The following is an 18,326-nucleotide window of genomic DNA, read 5'->3' on the forward strand; positions in this document are numbered from 1 at the left end:
GCGCGCGTGCGGCGGTGTGGGTGAGCATGGAGCCGGGCGCCTCGACCTTCTCGAGGTGAGCGGCCGAACCCCGGCCAGTGGTGGTCATGATGTCCTCCTCGAAGGGTTTCTGTGTGTCCGACCTTGCCGGTTCGGTACGCCGGGCGCCTGAGTCCAAGCGCCCGAACCGGCAGGTCAAAAGTCCCTGCCGATCAACGCGCCGGCCGAAGACCATGGATCGGGGAGGTGATGAGGATGTTGGTTCCGATCGCGATCCTGGCTGTCATCAGCGTGATGTGCATACTCGCCGGATTGTTCGTGCCCGACCTGATCGCGAAGGTGCGGCGCCGGCCGCACGGCACGGTGGACGCCAAGCCCGTCGCTGCGCCGCTCGGCAAGCCGGACAGTCTGGAGGGAGTGCTCGTCGCGCAGTTGGTCCGAGGCGAGATCACGCCGACCCAGTACCGCCGCTCGGTCGAAGGGCTTGCCGCCCGCGACGACGACCGTAACCCTCTGGCGGTTCCACCGGACCTCGGCCCGGCTGATGCTTGAAGGGCGTCAACCGGCCGATGCGGCCCTCACTCCTCGATACGAATGACTTCGTTCGGTGTTCGCCGTGGCGACGGCGGAACGGGTTCTTCCGACTCGACGTAGCCCAGCCGAACGATCAGATACGGTTCGCCCAGGTCGGACAGCAGGCGGGTCAGCAGGATCCGGGGCCAGGCCACCTCGACCGCCTCGCTGATGGGCGCCGTGGCCAAGCCTTCGACGGTTGCTCGCAGAAGGAGGGCGGACATGGCTTCCCCGCCCCGCAACAGATCGACCGGCCGGTCGGTGGTGCCGAACACGATGACGTAGGTGGCGCCCTCGTCATGGTCGGCGCCGGACAGCAGGCCGGGTGAGCCGTCGGGCAGGAAGTTGCGCACGGGAACGCGACGCAGACCGGGCTCGACCGCGGTGGCCGGCGGCACTCCGTCACTGGTCCAGGCGGGCCGGTGGGTCCAGTTGGTGAGCTCGGTGCGGTGAGCCGGGTCGAAGTAGTTGGCGTCGGCTGCCAGGTCGACCGAGATGGCCAGCTCGGGCACCCGGTCGTCCGGCACCACGTGCAGGTAGGCGCCCTCGGCCTCGACGAGCCGGCGCAGGCGGGTCAGCGTCTGCTCGGCCACTGGGCGTTCGCCGAACGCCCGGCGGTCGGTGCGCCGCCGGCTGATGGCGGAGGCGAGGTCGCGCGCTGCCGGATCGGGTTCGATGCGACCGGCGACGCGGATCGTGGCGAGCAGGTCCGGACGCCGCGCGTCGGGGAGGCGCTGCACTTCGGTACGCCATCCACCGGCGGCCAGAGCGATCCGGGCGTGGTGCAGGGCGCCCCCGCAACTGAGCAACAAGAGGCGACCTTCAGCGTCGGTGACGCCGAGACGGCGATGCGGGTCGGACGCCAGCTCGAGGATGTCGCCGGTGACGCGCCACGTCCACGGTTGGCTGTTGAACACCGACGGCGCTCGAAGAGAGACCCGGGCGGCCAGTTCCAGAGCCTCGCGCGCCTCAGCACGGGTCACGTCGTGCGCGGATTCGGTCATCGGTAACACCTCCGAGGTCCTCAGGTCCTTCACCGTCGCAGGCCATAGGCGCAGCGGTCAGGGCCAAAAGTCCTGAGCCGGTTGCTCGCCAGGTCGCGGCCGCCGATCGGCCAGTTTTCGGCCCGGGTCCTTCGGTCCCTTGGGGTTCTTCGACCGGACAGGGTAGAAAGGCGGAATGATCCGAGTTTTTCTGCTCGACGACCACGAGGTGGTTCGGCGTGGTCTGGTCGACCTGCTACAGGCCGACGGCGACATCGAGGTGATCGGCGAGTCGGGGCTGGCCCAGGAGGCCACCGCGCGTATTCCCGCGCTCCGGCCCGATGTGGCGATTCTCGACGCGCGGCTGCCGGACGGCAACGGCATCGACGTCTGCCGAGACGTGCGGGCGGTGGACTCGACGATCAAAGGGCTGATCCTGACCTCGTACGAGGACGACGAAGCGCTGTTCGCCGCGATCATGGCAGGCGCCTCGGGTTACGTGCTGAAGCAGATCCGCGGCAACGATCTGCTCGATGCGGTGCGCCGGGTCGCGTCCGGCCAGTCGTTGCTCGATCCGGCGGTGACCCAGCGGGTGCTCGAGCGGATCCGGCACGGAGTCGAGCAGCCCCGGGAACTGGCGTCGTTGACGGACCAGGAACGCAGGATTCTCGAGTTCATCGCTGAGGGGCTCACGAATCGGGAGATCGCCGGCCGCATGTTCCTGGCCGAGAAGACAGTGAAGAACTACGTCTCCAGTCTGCTGGCCAAGCTCGGCCTGGAGCGGCGTACGCAGGCCGCGGTGCTCGCCACGCGACTGCTCGGTGACGATCGGCACGGCTGACGTGACAGGGTGGTGCCGGCCGGTTCTCTGACGAGAGCCGGCCGGTTCCATGTCGGGACCGCGGTCAGGACCGGACGGGACTTTCGGCCCTGATCACCGGGCGGCGCGATCACGAGACTCGGGGCATCCGTGGAAAGGATCCGCCCGTGGACGCGCTCGACCTCGCCCGATGGCAGTTCGGCATCACCACCGTTTACCACTTCCTGTTCGTGCCGATCACCATCGGCATGTCGGCCCTCGTCGCCGGTCTGCAGACCGCCTGGGTGCGGACCGGCAAGGAGCAATACCTGCGCGCCACCAAGTTCTGGGGCAAGCTCTTCCTGATCAACTTCGCGATGGGCGTGGTCACCGGCATCGTGCAGGAGTTCCAGTTCGGCATGAACTGGAGCGACTACTCGCGCTTCGTCGGCGACGTCTTCGGCGCCCCGCTGGCGATCGAGGGGCTGCTCGCCTTCTTCCTCGAGTCGACCTTCCTGGGCCTGTGGATCTTCGGCTGGGACCGCCTGCCGAAGCGCCTGCACCTCGCCACGATCTGGCTGGCCTCGATCGGCACGCTGCTGTCGGCGTACTTCATCCTCGCCGCCAACTCGTGGATGCAGCACCCGGTCGGTTACACCGTGAACCCCGTATCGGGCCGGGCCGAGCTCACCAGCATCTGGGCGGTGCTGACCAACTCCACGACGCTGGTCACCTTCCCGCACACCATCACGGCGTGCTTCCTGACCGCCGGGGCGGTGCTGCTCGCGGTGAGCGCCTGGCACCTCAAGCGCCGCAACCAGGAGGACGTGTTCCGCCCGGGCCTCAAGCTCGGCGCCTGGGTGGTGCTGATCGCCGGGGTCGGCGTGCTGATCACCGGTGACCTGCAGGCGCGCATCATGACCGAGCAGCAGCCGATGAAGATGGCCGCCGCCGAAGCGCTGTACGACACGTCCAAGCCGGCGAGCTTCTCGATTTTCACGATCGGGTCGCTCGACGGGCGCGAGGAGATGGCAAGCGTGCGTATCCCGTCGCTGCTGTCGTTCATGGCGACCGGCAGCCCGGGCGGCGAGGTCGAGGGCATCAACAACCTGCAGGCCGAGTACGCCGAGAAGTACGGTCCCGGCGACTACACGCCCTATGTGCCGGTAACCTACTGGTCGTTCCGCCTGATGATCGGCTTCGGTGGGCTCGCCATGCTCGTGGCCGTGGCCGCGCTCTGGGCCATCCGCCGGGGCCGGGCACCCACCAACCGGTGGCTGTGGCTCGCCGCGATCACCTCGATCGGCATGCCGCTGGCGGCCAACTCGTTCGGCTGGATCTTCACCGAGATGGGTCGCCAGCCGTGGACGGTCTTCGGCGTCTTCAAGACCGCGGACAGCGTCTCGCCCTCGGTCGGCGCCGGGTCGGTTGCCACTTCGTTGATCGTGCTCACCCTGCTCTACGGAGTGCTCGCCGTCGTCGAGGTCGGGCTTTTCGTCCGGTACGCCCGGGCCGGCGCTCCGGAGCTGCCACCGGCGAGCGACGACGACTCCGAAGACCGTCCCCTCGCCTTCGCCTACTGACGCCCACGGAGACTCTGACATGGAACTCACGACTGTCTGGTTCGCGCTCATCGCGACCCTCTGGGCCGGCTACTTCCTGCTCGAGGGCTTCGACTTCGGCGTCGGCATCCTGCTGCCGGTCCTCGCTCGCGACAACCGCGAGCGCCGGCTGCTCATCAACACGATCGGCCCGGTCTGGGACGGCAACGAGGTGTGGCTCCTGGTTGCCGGCGGGGCCACCTTCGCCGCCTTCCCGGAGTGGTACGCCACCCTGTTCTCCGGCTTCTACCTGCCGCTGTTGCTCATCCTGGTCGCGCTGATCCTGCGCGGCGTCGCGTTCGAGTACCGCGGCAAGCGCGACGACGACACCTGGCGGCGCCGCTGGGACCTCTGCATCATCGGCGGCAGCCTGGTGCCGGCGATCCTCTGGGGTGTGGCCTTCGGCAACATCGTGCGCGGCGTGAAGCTCGACGCGAATCACGAGTACGTCGGCGGCTTCTTCGACCTGCTCAACCCGTACGCGTTGCTCGGTGGCCTGACCACCCTGACGCTGTTCGTGCTGCACGGCGCGGTGTTCCTGGCCCTGAAGACCGACGGCGAGATGCGCGAGCGGGCCGGCCGGCTCGCCGAGCGGCTGGCGCCGGCGGCGATCCTGATCGCCGGCGGGTTCCTGGCCTGGACCGCGGGGACCCACCGCGACGTCATCGGCTGGCTGATCTTCGCGGCCGCGGCGCTCGCCCTGGCCGGAGCAGCGATCGCCACCCGATTCCGCCGCGAAGGCTGGGCCTTCCTGGCCACCGGCGCGACGCTCGTGCTCGCGGTCGCGGGACTGTTCGTGACGCTGTTCCCGGGCGTAATGCCGTCCAGCATCGCCGCGGCCAACAGCCTCACCGTCGACAACGCGTCGTCCACGCCGTACACGTTGAAGGTGATGACCTGGGTGGCGGTGGCCTTCACCCCGATCGTGCTGGCCTACCAGGGCTGGACCTACTGGGTGTTCCGCAAGCGGCTCACGGTCGAGCGGATCCCCGCGTGAAGCCCCTCGACCCGCGGCTGCTGCGGTACGCGCGCAGCACCCGCGTCTACCTGGCCGCAACCATCGCCCTCGGGGTCGTGCTCGCCGCGCTGATCGTCGCCCAGGCGACCCTGCTGGCGCACGGCATCACCGCCGTGTTCCTCGACGGCGCCGACGTGCGGATGCTGACGCCGACTCTGCTCGCGCTCGCCGCCGTGGTCGCCGGCCGGGCCGGGGTCGCGTGGGCACAGGAGACCGTCGCGGTCCGGTCCTCCGCGGCGGTCAAGAGTGAGCTGCGCGGCCGCCTGCTAGCGCACCTGGCGGCCGTCGGACCGGCCCGCGGAGGCGACACCGGGGCGGTCACGGCGCTGATCACCCGGGGACTCGACGCCCTCGATGCCTACTTCGCCCGCTACCTGCCCCAGCTGGTGCTCGCGGCGCTGGTGCCGGCGGTCGTGCTGGCCCGGCTGCTGCCGGCTGACCTGACCGCCACCCTGACCATCGCGCTGACCCTGCCCCTCATCCCGATCTTCATGGCTCTGGTCGGCCTGCACACCGAGGCCGCCAACCGCCGCCAGTTCCGCCTGCTCAGCCGGCTCTCGCACCACTTCCTCGACGTGGTCGCCGGCCTGACCACACTCAAGATCTTCGGCCGTGCCGGCGCCCAAGTGGCCACGATCCGGCGGATCAGCACCGAGCAGCGGCGGCTCACCATGCGAACGCTGCGCGTCGCGTTCCTGTCCTCGCTCGTCCTCGAGTTGCTGGCCACGCTGTCGGTGGCGCTGGTCGCGGTCGGCATCGGCCTGCGCCTGGTCTCCGGCCATCTCGACCTGACCACCGCGCTGCTCGTCCTGATCCTGGCGCCGGAGGCGTACCTGCCGCTGCGGCAGGTGGGCGCGCACTACCACGCCAGCGCCGAGGGGCTGGCCGCCGCCGAGGAGGCCTTCGCGATCCTCGAGACCCCGGCGCCCGCACGCGGGACAGCACCCGCGCCGACCGGGACGATCGTGTTCGACGACGTGGTGGTCCGGTACCGCGACCGGGACGCGCTGCGTCTGTCCGCAACCGTCGAACCCGGTGAGGTCGTGGCACTGACCGGACCGAGCGGGTGTGGCAAGTCCACCGCGCTCGACGTCCTGCTCGGCTTCGTCGCCCCGGACCGGGGCCGGGTCACCGTCGGCGGCGTGGACCTGGCCGGCGTCGATCCGGCCGCTTGGCGGTCCACGATCGCGTGGGTGCCGCAGCGGCCCTATCTGTTCGCCGGCAGCATCCGCGACAACATCGCCCTCGGCCGGTCGCCGATGCGCGTGCCCGAACCGCCTACGGCGTTCGCGCAGTGCTTCACCGGCACGTCACCCGACGCGCCCGGCCGCGATGTGTCCGCCGCGGCACGACTCGCCGGCGCGGACGACTTCATCGCCGCGTTGCCGGACGGCTACGACGCCGCGCTGGGCGACGACGGCGCCGGGCTCTCGGCCGGACAGCGACAGCGGATCGCCCTGGCGCGCGCGTTCCTGCGCGACGCCCCGATCGTGCTGCTCGACGAACCGACCGCCAACCTGGATGCCGGTACCGCCGACGAGGTGATGGCCGCCATCCGACGTCTCGCCCGCGGCCGTACGGTCGTCATCGCCGCGCACCGTCCGGAACTGATCGCGCTGGCCGACCGCGTCGTCGACCTGGTCCCGCAGCCAGTGGGTGCCTGATGAGCTGGATCCGGTTGCTGCGGACCGCGGCGTCGCCCGCCGCCGGGGGACTGGTGCTGGCCGTCCTGGCCGGAACCGGCGCGGCCGGCGCGGCGGTCGGCCTGATGGCCGTCTCCGCGTGGCTGATCTCCCGCGCCGCCCTGCACCCGCCGGTGCTGCACCTGATGGTCGCCATCGTCGCGGTGCGCGCCTTCGGGCTCAGCCGCGGCGTTCTGCGCTACGCCGAACGGCTCGCCGGGCACGACGCCGCCCTGCGCGTCCTCGGGCGGCTGCGGGCCCGCGTCTTCGCCCGGCTGGCCGAGCTGGCCCCGGCCGGGCTCGCCGGCTACCGCCACGCCGACCTCGCCCAACGGCTGGCCGCCGACGTGGACGCCGTGCTCGACATGCTGACCAGGGTGCTGCTGCCGTATGCGGTCGCCGCCCTCGTCGGCCTCGGCTCGGTGCTGCTGGTCGGTGCGTACTCGCCGGCAGCGGGAGTGGCGCTCGCCGGTGGGCTGCTGCTGGTCGGCGCCGTCGTGCCGGTGCTGCAGTCCCGTGCCGCCCGCCTCGCCGACGGGCACCGGGCGCCGCTGCGCGCCGAACTGGCCGCCGGCGCCGTCGACCTGGTGCACGGACTGCCGGACCTGCTCGCGTACGGCGCAGCCGGCAGCCGGCTCGCCGGGCTGGCCGAGTCCGATGCGAAACTGCGCCGGGCCGAGCTGCGCTCCAGCGCCCTGGCCGGCGTGTCCGCCGCCGTCACCGCGCTGGCCACCGGCATCTGCCTGCTCGTCGGTCTCGCCGCCGGCGCGGTCGCGGTCCGCTCCGGCGCCCTCTCCGGCGAGCTGCTGGCCGTCGTCGTGCTGACCCCGCTCGCAGTGTTCGAGACGGCCGCCGTCCTGCCCGCTGCGGCGCAACAGTTCGCGGCCGCCCGGGCCTCGCTGCGCAGGCTGGCCGACGTGCTGTCCACACCGGCGCCGGTCACCGCCCCACCCGCACCGGTCGACGTCCCGGACGGCCCGCACACGCTGCGCCTCGAGGCGGTCGACGCCGCCTGGACGCCGGGCCGCACCGTGCTGCACGGCGTCGACCTCGAGGTGCGGCCCGGCGCCCGAGTCGCACTGGTCGGTCCCAGCGGCAGCGGCAAGAGCACCGTGGCGGCGCTGCTGGTCCGCTTCCTCGACCCCACCGCCGGGCGGGTCACCCTCGACGGCATCGACCTGCGCCGGCTCGCGCCCGAGCGGGTCCGGCAGATCGTGGGCTACCTGCCCGAGGACGCCTACCTGTTCGACACCACCATCGCGGCCAACCTGCGCGTCGCCCAGCCGGACGCCACCGACGAGCAGCTGCGCGGCGTCCTCGCGCAGGCACGCTTGCTGGACTGGATCGACACCCTGCCCGACGGGCTCGAGACGCTGATCGGCGAGCACGGACGGGAGCTGTCCGGCGGCCAGCGCCGCCGCCTCGCGCTGGCCCGGGCCTTGCTGGCCGACTTCCGGCTGCTCATCCTCGACGAACCGACCGAGCACCTCGACGATCGGTCCGCGACCGCGCTCCTCGACGATCTGCTAGTCGCCGCCGCTGACCGGACGGTCCTGATCATCACCCACCGCACCGACATCGCCGCTCGGGTCGACGAGGTGGTCGACCTGAGTCGCAAGCCGGCCCCGGTCCCGGCGTGAGAAGTGTTTCGGCAAAGCGCATGCGGCGTCCGCCGACGGTGCTCGACATGCTTGTGGCCGGGCGGCTCGGCCCGCGCCGCGTGGTCAGGACGAGAAACTCGCCGGCACCAGCAAGCTTGCTGGACGGGTCGTCGGCATGTCGCCGCCGGGTCTTTCGGCCCTGACCGTAGGCGTTCAGAGCTCCTAGCTTCGGAGGCGACCAGCGAGGAGGCTGACATGGCAGCGTGGAAAGTGGACGATGTGATGACCAAGGCGGTTGTGTCAGTTCGGCCGGCCGCTTCCTACCGTGAGGTGGTCGACCTGCTGATCGGTCGCCGCTTCAGCGCTGTTCCAGTAGTCGACGACTTCCAGCATGTCACCGGTGTCATCTCCGAAGCGGACCTCCTTCGCAAGATCGAGTACGCGGGTGCGGAAGCGCCCAGGTTCTTCGAGGGTCGCCGGCGCCGGGGGGAGCGCGCCAAGGCGTACGCGGGCACTGCGGCCGACCTGATGAGCAGCCCACCGGTCGTGGTGCTCAGTGAAACACCCATCGCGGCCGCGGCGCGGCTCATGGACGCCGAAAACGTCAAGCGGTTGCCGGTCGTCGACGACCTGGGCCGGTTGATCGGCATCGTCACCCGCGGTGACCTGCTCAAGGTCCATCTGCGGCCGGACGACGACATCAGCTCGAATGTCAGCAAGGACGTCTTCGACGCGCTGCTGCACGAGGGAGCTGACCGGATCGGTGTCGCCGTCTCCGGCGGTATCGTGACGCTGACCGGGCAGATCGACCGTCGCTCGACCGCCAACCTCGCGCTCCGGCTCACGCGGCAGGTGCCCGGTGTGGTCCAGGTGGTCGACCGGCTCGAGGTGGCCTTCGAGGACACCGACACCACCGGCGCCGGCGTCTTCTACGTCGCCTGACCGATCGTGCGGGACCCGTCCGCCACCGGGCCAGCGCCAGAGGGGGCCGAAAGTCCCGTCGGCCGCGGCTTCCGGCCCTAGGGTCGACCATGACCGCCGCCATACGGTCGATCCGACGATGAAGATCCGCTGAAAGGAATCGCCGTGACCGCGGTTGTGCCCGAGCTGCTGAAGACCCTGGCCGAACCCGACGAGGCCGAACTCGCCCGCCTCGACGCCTGGTGGCGAGCCGCCAACTACCTCACCATCGGCCAGATCTACCTCAAGGCGAACCCGCTGCTGCGCGAGGCGCTGTCCGCGGAGCACATCAAGCCCCGGCTGCTCGGACACTGGGGCACCAGCCCCGGCCTGTCGCTCATCTACGCCCACGTGTCGCGGCTGATCCGGCACACCGGCCAGCAGGCGATCTACCTGGCCGGGCCGGGCCACGGCGGCCCGGCACTGGTCGCCGCCGGGTACCTGGAAGGCACGTACTCGGAAATCTACCCCCGAATCAGCCAGGACGAGGAGGGCATGCAGAAGCTGTTCCGGCAGTTCTCCAGCCCCGGCGGCATTCCCAGCCACGTCTCGGTCACCACCCCCGGCTCCATCCACGAGGGCGGCGAACTCGGCTACGTGCTGGTGCACGCGTTCGGCGCGGTCATGGACAACCCCGACCTGCTCGCGATCGCCGTGGTCGGCGACGGCGAGGCCGAGACCGGTCCGCTCGAAGGCTCCTGGAAAGGCGTCTCGTTCATCAACCCGGCTCGCGACGGCGCGGTGCTGCCGATCCTGCACCTCAACGGCGCCAAGATCTCCGGCCCCACCGTTCTGGGCCGCAAGCACGCCGACGAGGTACAGGAGTTGTTCCGTGGCCACGGCTACGACGTCATCGAGGTCTCCGGCGAGGACCTGCCCGGTATGCATTTCCGATTCGCCGCCGCCCTCGCCCAGGCGTGGGGGCGCATCCGCGACATCCAGACCTCCGCTCGCGAGGGCGATTGGGACGGAACCCGGCCGGTCTGGCCGCTGATCGTGCTTCGTTCGCCGAAGGGCTGGACCGGACCGGAGGAGGTCGACGGTGTGCGTGTGTCGGGAACGTGGCGGTCGCACCAGGTCCCGCTGTCCGGTGTCCGGGACAACCCTGAGCATCTGGCAATGCTCGAGCAGTGGCTCAAGTCGTACCGTCCCGAGGAACTGTTCGACGCCACCGGAGCACCCACCACTCTGATCCGCGAACAGACGCCCGAAGGCGACTTGCGGATGAGTGCCAGCCCGCACGCCAACGGCGGCCTGCTCACCCGCGCCCTCGACCTGCCCGACTTCCGCGACTACGCCGTCCAGGTGACGCAGCCGGCGACCGAGCACGCCGAGTCGACTCGCCGGCTGGGCGAAATGATGCGTGACATGTACGCCCGAAACCCGCAGACCTTCCGGCTGTTCTGCCCCGACGAGACCAACAGCAACCGGCTCGGCGCCATCTTCGAGGTCTCCGACCGGGCGTTCATGGAGCGGGTCGGCCCGGGCGATGTGGCGATCAGCCGCGACGGCCGGGTGATGGAGGTGCTGTCCGAGCACAACTGCCACGGCTGGCTCGAGGGATACAACCTGACCGGCCGGCACGGCATGTTCGCCACCTATGAGGCGTTCGCCATGGTCAGTGCCTCGCAGACCGTTCAGCACGGCAAGTGGTTGCAGGAGGCGAGCCACCTGCCCTGGCGGGCGAAGGTGCCCAGCTTCAACGTTCTGCTGACCTCGACCGCGTGGCGCAACGACCACAACGGCTTCTCGCACCAGGGGCCCGGCCTGATCCAGAACGTGCTCACCCAGCGCGGCGACGTGGCCCGGGTCTACCTGCCACCGGACGCCAACACGCTGCTGTCCGTGGCCGACCACTGCTTCCGGTCCCGCTCGTACATCAACCTGATCGTCATCGACAAGCAGCCCCAGCTGCAGTACCTGACCATGGACGAGGCGATCGAGCATTGCGCCCGCGGCGCCGGGATCTGGGAGTGGGCCGGCACCGCCGACGACACCAGCGATCCCGACATCGTGCTGGCCTGCGCCGGCGACGTGGTCACCATGGAAACCGTCGCCGCCGCGCAGATCCTGCGCGACCGGCTGTCCGGTTTCAAGGTTCGCGTCGTCAACGTCGTCGATCTGATGACGCTGCCCCGGCAGAAGGACCACCCGCACGGCATGAGCGAGACCCAGTTCACCGAGCTGTTCACCGACACCGTCGACGTCGTTTTCGCTTTCCACGGCTACCCCGGCGCCATCCACCAGCTCGTCCACGGCCGGCCCGACGCCGACCGGTTCCGGGTGCGCGGCTTCATCGAACAGGGCACCACGACCACCCCGTTCGACATGACGGTCCGCAACCGGGCGTCGCGTTACCACCTCGTGATGGACGCGATCAACAACGCCCACCGCCTGCCCCGCGGCGCCGCTGACCTCAAGGCGTGGTGCGAGGCGCAGCTCCAGCGCCACGAGGCCTATGTGGTCGAGCACCTCGAGGACATGCCCGAGGTGCGGGACTGGTCCCTCGACCACACGGTGAGTTGATCGCTGAGTTCTCTGACGGCGGCTCCGGGGCTCGGGGCCGTCGTCCGATGTCTGCATCGCTCGCAGAGGCGTCCACGCGTCTTCGCCTCGTTCAGAATCCGTCAGGTGGGAGCCGCAGCCTTGGTGATGTCAATGAGAGCAGCGGCAATCCCCTCCACCGGAATGACGTAGTCCACTGTCTCGTCCCTGGCGATGGTCGCTGCCGGCATGACAAAAACGGCACTGCTCGACGCGTCGCTGGCAACAACCGTCGCGCCATCGTTTCCGTAGCCGGACAGGACCACCGCCACCGCTCGTCTGCCGACGCTGAGGGCCATGCTTACGAAGAGCAGGTCTGCTGACGGCCGGTACGGCGGATGGTCGCCGGAGTCGATCAGGGCCAGACGCAGATCCGGTCGGACGAGAGTGTGATGCCCGGCTGGGGCGACCACGACGGTGCCGGGGCGGATCGGCTCGTAGTCGCGCGCCTCGAGCACAGGCAAGGCGCTTCGGCGGGCCAGCAGCGGCGCCAGCATCGCGCTTGACGACGGATGCTGGTGTTGCAGCACCACCACGGCGGCGGGGAAGTCCGTCGGCAGATCGGACAGTATTCGAGTCAGCGCGTCGAGCCCGCCGGCGGAACAGGCGAGACCCACGATGTAAGGCACCTGACTTGCGGCGTCGCTCGGCATGCGTTCCTCCAGCCCGCGGGTGATCGCACCGGCCGGGGCCGCGTCAGCGCGTCGTGGCGATCGTCTTCTCCGTCTCGTGGCACCGGCGGCAGACACGCACGCTCTCGCACCGGACGCCGGGGAAGGACCATTGCCCCGTGTGCAGGCCGATCGTGCACAGCAACCTTCTGAGGACGTTCATCCCGGCTCCCAGTGAGGAGAACGGTCGGAGCCCTCAAGACGAACCTACGACGTCGGCGGGCGAGGCGTCAGTGCCGAAAGACCTCCCGACGGTGTGCCTTCGGCTCTGCCGGCCGCGGTGGTGGAAGCGGTCTCCTGGATGTGAAAGGAAACGCCAGGCACCGAAGAAGGACGGCCATCATGTCGAAGCGCAATCTGATCGCGGCGGGCTACGCCATCCTGTTGCCGGTGTCGAGCACGATCCTGGTCGTCCTGGTCGCCGCCGGCGTCGAAGGAGTCCGTTCCGGCGCACGCCGTCTCACCCATCGATGACCACATGGGGGATCGGCCGAGCGGCTCCCACCGGGCCGATGGTTCGGCTCCTCCGATCACCGATCCGGCACGTGCTGCCCCGGACCGTGGTCCTGCTCCGCTATGTGTCAGCGACCGGCGCGACCATCACTCTGCCCGTCCGGGCGGCGCAGGAAGCCACGCGGTTTGTTGTGCTCGTCGGTCAAGCCGACAACAAGCGCTGGTGGCGCCATTTCCGCCACGCCGCCGCGGCGGACGTGTGGCTGGATGGCAGATGGCATCCCGCCATCGGCGAAGTCAGTCCGGCGAACGGCGGAGCCGCGTCCCTCTACCGCCGCCGATTTCCCCGGACAGCGGTGGCGGACAACGCGATTCTGGTGGACCTGCGCTGCGATGCCCGCATCTCGTTGAACCTTCGTGGCAGGCCGCTGTTTCTGCGGTGGTTCGCGACCGTGACAGCGGGCGAGTTCGCCGGCTTCGCCGTTCCCGCCGTCGCCGGCGCGCTCACGGCCCAAGCGCCGGTTGCCGCCGCATTCGTGGCGATCCTGGCAGCGGGTGCCGTGGAAGGAACGATGCTCGGCCTCGCTCAGGCCACCGTACTCCGGTATGTGCTGCCGCGAATCGCGATGCGCAGATGGGTGGCGGCAACTGCCGTCGGCGCCGTCCTGGCGTACGCGATCGGAATGCTGCCCTCCGCGCTCGCCGGCCACTGGGCCGATCTACCGGCCGCGGTGGTCATCATTGCCGGACTGATTTTGGGCTCGGCGCTGCTGGCATCCATCGGTACGGCTCAGTGGCTCGTTCTGCGCACAGTCCTCCCGCGCTCGGCAAGCTGGATCGCGACCACGGCCGGCGCCTGGCTTGCCGGCCTCGGCGTCTTCCTCGGCTTCGCCACGCCGCTGTGGCAGCCCGGGCAGTCGATCACTTCAGTCGTGGTGATCGGGGCCGCCGGAGGTCTGTTGATGGCTGCCGTGACCTCGGCGATCACCGGCGCGTCCTTGGGGCGCCTGCTGCGCTGACCTTCGGCTTCTCTGATGGCGGCGGGGAAACTGTGGTAGGCAACCGAATCCGCGGTGGCGTATCTGCCCAGGCGGGTGAGGCTTTCGCCCCTGCCTACCGGTGTCAGGACTTTCGACTCTGCTGACAACTTGATCTCCGCATGATGCTCGAATCATGGAGATCGCGTCCCTGACGATGCGGCCCGACGCGGAGGACACCCGTTCCGCTGCGGTCGAGTTCGCCCTCACCACAGCATTCATGGCCACCGTCTTCAGCCTCGTCCGGTGGGTCGTCGGCACCATGCCGGCGACCGCCACCGCACGTGAGCTGTCGATGAGGGTGGCCGTGGTGTCGGTAATCATCGGTTTCGTCATCGTCGGTTTCGCTTGCTCCCCTCCGGGACGGTTCAGCGGCGCCCACATGAATCCGGCGATCACTTTGGGCCTGTACGCGGCCGGCTCGTTCCCGGGCCGGCGCGTTCTGCCCTATCTCCTGGCCCAGACCGCGGGGTCGATCGCCGCCGCCGTGCTCGCCAGGATCGTCTGGGGATCTCCGCTTTCCGGTCGGCCCGTTCGGTGGACGGTCGTGCAGCCCGGACCCGGCTGGACCGGTGCCTCCGTCGCTGTCGCCGAGGCAGCGACCCTGATGGTGATCGTGGGCGTGATGTGCTGGATGACAGCTCGCCGACCGGGATGGCCGGCGGCGTGGCTCGTCGGTGGTCTCTTCGGCCTTCAAGGTGCGCTTCTGGGCACACTCACCGGAGGCTCCGCCAACCCGGCACGGCAGTTGGGGCCCGCGTTGTTCTCGGGCGAAGTCCACCTGCTCGCCGTCTATCTGCTCGCCCCGGTGGCCGGCGCGATGCTCACCGGCTGGGTCGCTCATCGCCTTCTGATCCCGCGGACTCGGGACTTCGGTCCCGCCACGGTCGGGACCACGTCCCCCTGATTTGGATGGTCTCGTGAGCGGGCTGCGACGTCGGCGTCCGAGCAGAATCCTGTTCTGCGTTGTTTGAGGCACATCAGGCCGAGCAGCGATCCGTCTGCGGTGACTACGGCCATGCGTCGGATTCCGCGGCTGATCAGCAGGCCGTACACGACAGCCGTCGGAGTGTCCGGTGACACCGTACGGTCCATGAGCGTCGACCAGGCCAGTGCGGGACCGATGGTTCCCGGTGGCGGGAGGTCGGTCCGCGCCAAGGTTCCGGCGAGTCTGCTGCCCTCGGTCAACAGCACCAGGTGCACATGGTCGTTGTCCAAGGCTGCTCGCGCTTGCATGATCGAGGCGTCGACAGGGAGTGTCTTCGGATGCCGGAGCATGACGTCGCGGACTGTTGTCTCGGAGGTGCCGTAGAGGTCAACGCCGCGTTCCTTGGTGCCAGGCGGGTGTGTCCGGGGATTCATTGGGAGATTCGGTCCCAGCCGCGTCGCGGTCGGTGGCTGCCCAGTTGTTCGTCGCGGGTGCGATAGACGATGTAGGGGCGGGTCAGGTAACCGACGGGTGCGCTGAACACGTGGACGAGCCGGGTGAACGGCCACAGTGCGAAGAGTCCGAACGCGAACAGGGCGTGCAGCTGGAATCCCAGCGGGGCTCTCGCCATCAAGCTGGCATCCGGCTGGAAGGCCAGGAAGGAGCGGTACCAGACCGAGACGCCCTCACGGTAGTTGTACTCACCGCCGATGGTCATGATCGAGCCGGCGATCGTGTTCCACATGCCGAGCGCGATCACGACGGCGAGGAACGCATACATCACTTTGTCCATCCGGGTGGTCGCGGAGAAGACGGGACCGACCGTGCGGCGGCGGTAGATCAGGATCACCATGCCGGCCAGCGCGGCGACGCCGGCGAGCAGACCGCCCGTGACAGCCACCACGTGGTAGCTGTGTTCGCTGATCCCGACGGCGTCGGTCCACGACTGTGGTACGAGGAGCCCGATGATGTGGCCGCCGACGACTCCGAGCATCCCGAAGTGGAACAGCGGGCTCCCGATGCGCAGCAGCCGGTTCTCGTAGAGCTGGCTCGATCGGGTGGTCCACCCGAACTTGTCGTAGCGGTAGCGCCACAGGTGCCCGACGACGAAGGTCGTCAGGCAGATGTAGGGCACCACGACGAAGAGGAACGCGTTCATCGGCGTGCTCCTGGGAAGGACGGCATGGACAAGGGGATCGGTTTCGGTGCGGCGCCGGGGCTGAACTGCGGGGCGGCGAACGGCGCCAGTCCCACTTCCTCTTCCGGGGGGCCTTCGGCGGCGAGACGGCGTACGGCGTCTCGCTCGTCGCCTCGCAGGGCCGGCAGGGTCGCAGAGACCGCGTCGATGAGGGCCGCCCACGGAGAGGACAGGTCGGCGAGCGAGACGCGCAGCAGTTCGAGCCCCGCTCGGTGATCGAGGATCAGGCCCCGACCCAGCTGCTGGTCCACTGTTGCCGCGAACTCGAGCACCACGCAGAGGTGATCGGGCAGCTCCGTGTCGGCGAGCTCGTAGCCGGCGCTGAGGTAGGTCTGCTTGAACCGCAGCAGGGCCAGCCCTCGCTTACGGGTGTCGCCGTGGGCGAAGTAGGTCAGGAACAGGTTGCATCGGCGACGGTTGTCGAACGTCTCGACGTACTCGGCCTGCAACTGAGGCAGGGGGGTCCGCTCCAGGTGGTCGGCGAATCCGCGGATCGAGTCCCCGATGGCCACCGGCAAGTGCTGAGAGGCACCCCGGATCACGTCCAGGCGCGCCAGCATCTCGGAGTCGGGGTAGTCGAGCAGCAGTGATACCGACTGCCAGACGATTGTCAGCTCGTGCCGGGCGAGGCCGGCGTTCGGTCGACGACTCATGAGTCTTTCTTTCTCGGCGGGAAGAGCCCGGCCGGTGAGCCCTTGCCGTCCCAGTTCAGCAGGTTGACGCGGGTTTCCTTGTCGACGGGCGAAGCGAGCGTGTCGGCTGTCTGACGGTCCTGGAGCATCTGGAAGTTCTCGACGGCGATCGGTGTCGGTGCGCCGGAGCCCTCGCCGAAGAGGTCCTGCTGCCCGCCGCCGTACGCGGAGACCGAACACTCGGTCGCCAGTTCCTCCAAGGAGTGGGCCTGCTCGGCGTGCGCCGGCGGGATGACGTAGCGCTCGTCGTACTTGGCGATCGCCAGCAGCCGGTACATGTCGTACATTTGCTCTTCGCTCATCCCGACCGCGGCGGGGATGGCGCCGTCCGGGTCGCGGCCCATGTTGATGTCGCGCATGTAGCAGCGCATGGCGGCCAGCTTCTTGAGTACGGCGTCGACCGGTCCGACATCGCCCGCGGTGAAGAGTTCGGCGAGGTATTCGATGGGGATGCGCAGGGCGTCGATCGCCGCGAACAGGTTGCCCTTGTCCTCGGCGTCCTCGCCGGTCTCCTGGACGACGTCCACCACGGGTGAGAGCGGTGGGATGTACCAGACCATCGGCATCGTGCGGTATTCCGGGTGCAGCGGCAGTGCGACCTTGTAGGTGTTGATCAGGGTGTAGATCGGGGAGCGCTGTGCGGCCTCGATCCAGTCGCGGGCGATACCTGCCTTCTCCGCTTCCCGGATGACGTCGGGGTCGGACGGGTCCAGGAAGACCTCGCGTTGCGCCTCGTAGAGGCCGTGGTCGTCCTCGGCCGACGCCGCCTCGAGGACCTTGTCGGCGTCGTAGAGCATCAGGCCGATGTAGCGCAGCCGGCCGACGCAGGTCTCGGAGCAGACGGTGGGCAGGCCGACCTCGATCCGCGGGAAGCAGAACGTACATTTCTCGGCCTTGCCGGTTTTGTGGTTGAAGTAGATCTTCTTGTACGGGCAGCCGGACACGCACATCCGCCAGCCCCGGCACCTGTCCTGATCGACCAGGACGACACCGTCCTCCGCACGCTTGTAGATCGCCCCGCTGGGACACGACGCCGCGCACGACGGGTTGAGGCAGTGCTCGCAGATCCGCGGCAGGTAGAACATGAAGGTCTGCTCGAACTCGAACCTCACCTTGTCGCTGATCTTCTGCAGCATCGGGTCACGGTGGGCGGTCGCGGTGGATCCGCCGAGGTCATCGTCCCAGTTGGCCGACCACTCGATCTTCATGTCCTTGCCCGAGATCAGCGACTTCGGGCGGGCGACCGGCGTGTGCTCCTGAGCGGGGGCGTCGGTGAGTGTGGAGTAGTCATACGTCCATGGTTCGTAGTACTCCTCGATGGAGGGCAGCTTAGGGTTGGAGAAGATGGTGAGGAGCTTCTTGAACCGCCCGCCGCCCTTGAGCACCAGTCTGCCGCGGTTGTTGAGCTTCCAGCCGCCTTTCCACTTCTCCTGATCCTCATAGGTCCGGGGGTAGCCGAGGCCGGGACGGGTCTCCACGTTGTTGAACCAGATGTACTCGGTGCCGGTGCGGTTGGTCCACGCCTGTTTGCACGTCACCGAGCAGGTGTGGCAGCCGATGCACTTGTCGAGGTTCATCACCATCGCCATCTGGGCCATGACGCGCAT

The 18,326-nt window shown here is 69.2% G+C and carries 17 protein-coding genes; 11 read left to right on the forward strand and 6 right to left on the reverse strand.

Translation table 11 applies throughout. The features are described 5' to 3' along the window. Positions 1–237: 237 nt before the first annotated feature. The gene (locus LXN57_RS44700) at positions 238–531 is read left to right on the forward strand and encodes a hypothetical protein (protein ID WP_251804397.1); all 294 of its coding nucleotides are present in this window, start codon (positions 238–240) and stop codon (positions 529–531) included. Between the two features lie 26 nt (positions 532–557). Here the strand turns inward: LXN57_RS44700 and LXN57_RS44705 are convergent, their stop codons facing one another. Then, a complete protein-coding gene (locus LXN57_RS44705) occupies positions 558–1,556 on the reverse strand; it encodes an Acg family FMN-binding oxidoreductase (protein WP_251804398.1) in 999 nt (332 codons plus the stop codon). Between the two features lie 175 nt (positions 1,557–1,731). On the opposite strand from LXN57_RS44705, the gene LXN57_RS44710 reads away from it, so the two are divergent. From LXN57_RS44710 to LXN57_RS44740, 7 genes are all read left to right on the forward strand, one after another. Next, positions 1,732–2,376, forward strand: coding sequence for a response regulator (locus tag LXN57_RS44710; RefSeq protein WP_251804399.1), 645 nt, complete (start codon positions 1,732–1,734; stop codon positions 2,374–2,376). 146 nt (positions 2,377–2,522) lie between these two features. Then, positions 2,523–3,917: a cytochrome ubiquinol oxidase subunit I gene (locus LXN57_RS44715; RefSeq protein ID WP_251804400.1), complete on the forward strand. Its 1,395-nt coding sequence runs from the start codon at positions 2,523–2,525 to the stop codon at positions 3,915–3,917. Positions 3,918–3,936: 19 nt separating this feature from the next. Further along, complete coding sequence (gene cydB, locus LXN57_RS44720) at positions 3,937–4,932, forward strand: cytochrome d ubiquinol oxidase subunit II (protein WP_251804401.1); 996 nt, start codon at positions 3,937–3,939, stop codon at positions 4,930–4,932. Further along, positions 4,929–6,617 carry a thiol reductant ABC exporter subunit CydD gene (cydD, locus tag LXN57_RS44725; protein ID WP_251804402.1) on the forward strand — a complete coding sequence of 563 codons (1,689 nt, stop codon included), beginning with the start codon at positions 4,929–4,931 and terminating at the stop codon, positions 6,615–6,617. The genes cydB and cydD overlap by 4 nt, the downstream gene beginning before the upstream one ends. Continuing rightward, the gene (cydC, locus tag LXN57_RS44730) at positions 6,617–8,275 is read left to right on the forward strand and encodes a thiol reductant ABC exporter subunit CydC (RefSeq protein ID WP_251804403.1); all 1,659 of its coding nucleotides are present in this window, start codon (positions 6,617–6,619) and stop codon (positions 8,273–8,275) included. The genes cydD and cydC overlap by 1 nt, the downstream gene beginning before the upstream one ends. A gap of 216 nt (positions 8,276–8,491) precedes the next feature. Then, complete coding sequence (locus LXN57_RS44735) at positions 8,492–9,178, forward strand: CBS domain-containing protein (protein WP_251804404.1); 687 nt, start codon at positions 8,492–8,494, stop codon at positions 9,176–9,178. Between the two features lie 144 nt (positions 9,179–9,322). Then, complete coding sequence (locus tag LXN57_RS44740) at positions 9,323–11,722, forward strand: phosphoketolase family protein (RefSeq protein WP_251804405.1); 2,400 nt, start codon at positions 9,323–9,325, stop codon at positions 11,720–11,722. Between the two features lie 101 nt (positions 11,723–11,823). Here LXN57_RS44740 and LXN57_RS44745 read toward each other — a convergent pair whose 3' ends face one another. After that, positions 11,824–12,393 (reverse strand): chemotaxis protein CheB, encoded by a 570-nt coding sequence (locus LXN57_RS44745; RefSeq protein ID WP_251804406.1) that lies wholly within the window; start codon positions 12,391–12,393, stop codon positions 11,824–11,826. 360 nt (positions 12,394–12,753) lie between these two features. Here LXN57_RS44745 and LXN57_RS48110 point away from each other — a divergent pair, with 360 nt between their 5' ends. From LXN57_RS48110 to LXN57_RS44755, 3 genes are all read left to right on the forward strand, one after another. After that, positions 12,754–12,885, forward strand: a complete 132-nt coding sequence (locus LXN57_RS48110; protein WP_285904753.1) for a hypothetical protein — start codon at positions 12,754–12,756, stop codon at positions 12,883–12,885. Positions 12,886–12,956: 71 nt separating this feature from the next. Continuing rightward, positions 12,957–13,883, forward strand: a complete 927-nt coding sequence (locus LXN57_RS44750) for a hypothetical protein (RefSeq protein WP_251804407.1) — start codon at positions 12,957–12,959, stop codon at positions 13,881–13,883. A gap of 154 nt (positions 13,884–14,037) precedes the next feature. After that, positions 14,038–14,808 carry an MIP/aquaporin family protein gene (locus LXN57_RS44755; protein WP_251804408.1) on the forward strand — a complete coding sequence of 257 codons (771 nt, stop codon included), beginning with the start codon at positions 14,038–14,040 and terminating at the stop codon, positions 14,806–14,808. Here LXN57_RS44755 and LXN57_RS48475 read toward each other — a convergent pair. From LXN57_RS48475 to narH, 4 genes are read right to left on the reverse strand one after another with little or no spacing between them, the layout of a single operon-like run. Then, positions 14,742–15,263, reverse strand: a complete 522-nt coding sequence (locus LXN57_RS48475; protein ID WP_369077308.1) for a CBS domain-containing protein — start codon at positions 15,261–15,263, stop codon at positions 14,742–14,744. The two genes, LXN57_RS44755 and LXN57_RS48475, sit on opposite strands and share 67 nt — an antisense overlap. Continuing rightward, positions 15,260–15,988 carry a respiratory nitrate reductase subunit gamma gene (gene narI / locus LXN57_RS44760; RefSeq protein WP_251804409.1) on the reverse strand — a complete coding sequence of 243 codons (729 nt, stop codon included), beginning with the start codon at positions 15,986–15,988 and terminating at the stop codon, positions 15,260–15,262. The genes LXN57_RS48475 and narI overlap by 4 nt, the downstream gene beginning before the upstream one ends. Next, complete coding sequence (narJ, locus tag LXN57_RS44765; RefSeq protein WP_251804410.1) at positions 15,985–16,680, reverse strand: nitrate reductase molybdenum cofactor assembly chaperone; 696 nt, start codon at positions 16,678–16,680, stop codon at positions 15,985–15,987. Before narJ ends, narI begins: the two co-directional genes overlap by 4 nt. Then, positions 16,677–18,326, reverse strand: coding sequence for a nitrate reductase subunit beta (gene narH, locus LXN57_RS44770; RefSeq protein ID WP_251804411.1), 1,650 nt, complete (start codon positions 18,324–18,326; stop codon positions 16,677–16,679). The genes narJ and narH overlap by 4 nt, the downstream gene beginning before the upstream one ends.

Origin of the sequence: Paractinoplanes hotanensis (assembly GCF_023717965.1) — a bacterium.
Lineage (GTDB): Bacteria > Actinomycetota > Actinomycetes > Mycobacteriales > Micromonosporaceae > Actinoplanes > Actinoplanes polyasparticus.

Bases quoted from the DNA above. Each gene is read 5' to 3' on its own strand.
- LXN57_RS44705 (WP_251804398.1), bottom strand. From the start codon at position 1,556: ATGACCGAATCCGCGCACGACGTGACCCGTGCTGAGGCGCGCGAGGCT.
- cydC (WP_251804403.1), top strand. From the start codon at position 6,617: ATGAGCTGGATCCGGTTGCTGCGGACCGCGGCGTCGCCCGCCGCCGGG.
- LXN57_RS44745 (WP_251804406.1), bottom strand. From the start codon at position 12,393: ATGCCGAGCGACGCCGCAAGTCAGGTGCCTTACATCGTGGGTCTCGCC.
- narH (WP_251804411.1), bottom strand. From the start codon at position 18,326: ATGCGCGTCATGGCCCAGATGGCGATGGTGATGAACCTCGACAAGTGC.
- LXN57_RS48110 (WP_285904753.1), top strand. From the start codon at position 12,754: ATGTCGAAGCGCAATCTGATCGCGGCGGGCTACGCCATCCTGTTGCCG.
- LXN57_RS44755 (WP_251804408.1), top strand. From the start codon at position 14,038: ATGGAGATCGCGTCCCTGACGATGCGGCCCGACGCGGAGGACACCCGT.
- narJ (WP_251804410.1), bottom strand. From the start codon at position 16,680: ATGAGTCGTCGACCGAACGCCGGCCTCGCCCGGCACGAGCTGACAATC.
- LXN57_RS44735 (WP_251804404.1), top strand. From the start codon at position 8,492: ATGGCAGCGTGGAAAGTGGACGATGTGATGACCAAGGCGGTTGTGTCA.
- LXN57_RS48475 (WP_369077308.1), bottom strand. From the start codon at position 15,263: ATGAATCCCCGGACACACCCGCCTGGCACCAAGGAACGCGGCGTTGAC.
- LXN57_RS44710 (WP_251804399.1), top strand. From the start codon at position 1,732: ATGATCCGAGTTTTTCTGCTCGACGACCACGAGGTGGTTCGGCGTGGT.
- narI (WP_251804409.1), bottom strand. From the start codon at position 15,988: ATGAACGCGTTCCTCTTCGTCGTGGTGCCCTACATCTGCCTGACGACC.
- cydB (WP_251804401.1), top strand. From the start codon at position 3,937: ATGGAACTCACGACTGTCTGGTTCGCGCTCATCGCGACCCTCTGGGCC.